This window comes from Accumulibacter sp. (assembly GCF_031732815.1).
GTDB lineage: Bacteria > Pseudomonadota > Gammaproteobacteria > Burkholderiales > Rhodocyclaceae > Accumulibacter.
The window spans coordinates 8,967-11,000 of record NZ_JAVMKF010000326.1; the positions used below are offsets into that span (position 1 = coordinate 8,967).

Sequence of the window (2,034 nt, forward strand, 5' to 3'; positions counted from 1 at the left end):
CGTTTGCTTGTCTATTCTTGAGAAGCCGGGTCAACCCAGGCGATCGGGTCAGCCGCCCTTGGCCGATGCAGCAAGGCGTGGCGCTCCTTTCTGGTGGGGGATGTGTTCCGGCACTTGGCGGAGCGCGTACCTGATCGGAAGGAGACCCAGCATGAATGTCGATTTGGGGTCGGCAGAAACCGGAAGATCAGGCTGGATTGGCGATGCCTGGGGCGGCCTGGCGGCGATGCTGGTCGCGCTGCCGTCGGCCATCGCGTTCGGCGTGACGATCTTTTCTCCGCTCGGCGGCAGTTATGCGGCGCACGGCGCTTTGGCCGGAATCCTCGGCGCGACCGTCCTCGGTTTGATTGCGACCAGCTTCGGCGGTACGAATCGTCTGATTACCGCGCCGTGCGCTCCGGCGGCGGCGCTGATGGCCGCGCTCGCGATCGATTTCGCTGGCAGCGGCAGCCCCCCGGAGGAAATCATGCTCAGGCTGATGTTGATCGGCCTGTTCGCCGGTGCGATTCAGATCGGCATCGGACTGAGCGGGATCGGGCGGCTGATCCGCTATCTTCCGTATCCGGTCGTCGTCGGCTATCTGTCCGCGGTCGGAATCACCATCATCGGCAGCCAGTTGCCGCGCGTTTTGGGGGTCGAACGCGGTGTTCCGCTGAGTCAGGCGCTGCTGCATCCGCTAACCTGGCATTGGCAAAGCCTGATCGTGGCGGCGCTGGTGATCGGCGCCATGCTCGGCCTGCCAAAGATCATCCGGGCAATCCCGCCGGCGATCATCGCGCTGGCGGCAGGCGGGCTGGCGTACGCTGCGCTCGGTTTCGTCGATGCCAGGCTGTGGCAGCTCGAGAACAACCCGTACATCGTGGGACCGCTGGCGCAGACGGGCGGCAGTCTGCTCGATACGGTGACGCAGAATCTGCGCCTGCTCGGCGCCTGGGACCCGGCGCTGCTCGCTGCGATCGGCCTGCCGGCGGTGTCGCTGGCGGCCTTGCTCTCGATCGATACGCTGAAGACCTGCGTCGTGCTCGACGCGATGACCTGCTCCGAGCACGATCCCAATCGCGAAATGCTGGCGCAGGGGATGGGCAATATCGGATCGGCTCTGCTCGGAGGAATTCCCGGTGCGGGGACGATGGGCGCCTCGCTGGTCAATGTCAGCAGCGGCGCGCAGACCCGGCTGTCGGGCGTGATCGAGGGGCTGCTTGCGCTGCTGACCTTTCTCGTGCTCGCCGAGGCGGTCGCCTGGCTGCCGATTTCGGCGCTGGGCGCGATTCTGCTGGTCATCGGCTATCGGATGATCGATTGGCAGAGCCTGGAGTTCTTCCGGGTCGCCTCGACACGCCTCGATTTCATGGTCGTCGTGACGGTGATCGGCGTCGCGCTGGCGGCCAACCTGATCGCCGCTTCCGCCGCCGGGATACTGCTGGCGATCATGCTCTACCTGCGCGAACAGGCGCGCGGCAAGGTGCTGCACGCCAAGGTCGAGGGCGAAGCGATCTTTTCGCGCGTGGTTCGCCCCGAGCAGGAGTTGGCCATTCTGCTGAAGAGCGGCAAGCAGACGGTGGTCGTCGAATTGCAGGGCAGCCTGTTCTTCGGCACGGCCAATCAGTTGTACAAGGCGCTGGAGCCGGAAGTCGGTGCGCGCAGCTACGTGATTCTCAGTCTGCAACGCGTGCAGTCGCTCGATCTGAGCGCGACGCACGTGCTGGAGCAGATCAAGGATCGTCTGGACGCCGTCGGCGGCAAGATGATCTTCACCGAGATCCCGCGCAACCTGCCCAGCGGGCTGAAGATGAAACGCTACCTGCGCGAAGTGGGGCTCGTTCGCGACACCGGCAAGGCCTTGGCGTTTCGCCAGTTGGACGACGCGCTGGAGTGGGTGGAAGGGCAGATCCTCGCCAGCGAATGCCCGGCCGACGACGAGGGCCGGCCGCTCGAACTGGCCGACATCGAGGCCGTGCATGCTTGGGCTCCGGGTACGCTGCAGGACCTGGCGAGCATCATCGAGCCGCGTACCTATCCCGCCGGGAAGAAGGT

1 protein-coding gene is annotated in these 2,034 nt (G+C 65.4%); it reads left to right on the forward strand.

The annotated features are described in order from the left end of the window. Nucleotides 1-151 precede the first annotated feature (151 nt). On the forward strand, nucleotides 152-2,034 hold a 1,883-nt coding region (locus RKP46_RS20045), incomplete at its 3' end, for a SulP family inorganic anion transporter (protein ID WP_311108265.1).